The organism is Azonexus sp. (assembly GCF_036170495.1).
Taxonomy (GTDB): domain Bacteria; phylum Pseudomonadota; class Gammaproteobacteria; order Burkholderiales; family Rhodocyclaceae; genus Azonexus.
In genome coordinates this window covers 1-1,021 of record NZ_JAVHPH010000147.1, presented here as the reverse complement: position 1 = coordinate 1,021, position 1,021 = coordinate 1, and the positions used below count along the sequence as shown (strand labels likewise).

At 65.7% G+C, this 1,021-nt stretch carries 2 protein-coding genes; both read left to right on the top strand.

Annotated features, from left to right (window positions below; all coding sequences use genetic code 11):
* Positions 1–405, top strand: a 405-nt coding sequence (locus ADADOO_RS04605; RefSeq protein WP_511275407.1) for a DUF815 domain-containing protein, incomplete at its 5' end; no start/stop codon positions are given.
* A partial coding sequence (locus tag ADADOO_RS04600) for an NUDIX domain-containing protein (RefSeq protein WP_511275405.1) occupies positions 402–1,021 on the top strand: 620 nt, incomplete at its 3' end. The genes ADADOO_RS04605 and ADADOO_RS04600, both read left to right, overlap by 4 nt.

The window sequence follows — 1,021 nt, the reverse complement described above, 5'->3', positions numbered from 1 at the left end:
CTCAAATCGGTGCTCGACGGCTCGGTCGCCGCGCCGCCTGACAACGTGCTGATCTACGCCACGTCGAACCGTCGCCACCTGATGCCGGAGTATTTTGCGGAAAATCTCGAAACGCACCGCGTCGACGACGAAATCCATCCCGGCGAAACGACTGAGGAAAAAATCTCGCTGTCCGAGCGCTTCGGCCTGTGGATTTCGTTTTACCCGTTCAGCCAGGACGACTATCTGGCCATTGCCAATCACTGGGCGCGCCAGCTCGGCGTCGCCGACGAAGTCATCGCGGCCAGCGAGCGCGAGGCGCTCAACTGGGCGCTGAGCCGTGGCTCGCGTTCCGGCCGCGTCGCCTGGCAATTCGCCCGCGACCTGGCCGGACGGCAGAAAACGACGCGAAAGAAAGGCAAGTGAGCCAGATCGTCGAAGTCGCCGCCGCCGTCATGCTGCGCGCCGACGGCCGCGAATTCCTGCTCGCCCAGCGCCCGGAAGGCAAGGTTTACGCCGGCTACTGGGAATTTCCCGGTGGCAAGGTCGAGCCCGGCGAAAGCGTCCGCGCCGCGCTCATCCGCGAACTGCAGGAAGAACTCGGCATCACCGTCACCGCCTGCTCGCCGTGGCTGATCCGGCAATTCACCTACCCGCACGCCACGGTGCGCCTGAACTTCTGGCGCGTGACGGCGTGGGACGGCGAAATCGGCATCACGGGGCCACTCGAACATGCTGCGGTCGACTGGCAAAAAACGGGAAAACCAGCCTCCGTCGCCCCCATCCTGCCGGCCAACGATCCGATCCTCAAAGCCCTGTCGCTGCCGACGACGATGGCCATCACCAACGCCGAAGCAGAAGGCACCGAACGCCAGCTCGAACGGCTGGAAGAAGCCCTGCACGCCGGGCTGCGCCTGATCCAGGTGCGCGACAAGGGCTGGCCTGCCGCGCAGCGCCGGTGGTTGGCCGAGGCTGTTTGCCGGCTGGCGCACGACCATGGCGCGCTGGTCGTCATCAATGACGACGCCGACATCGCCCGCCA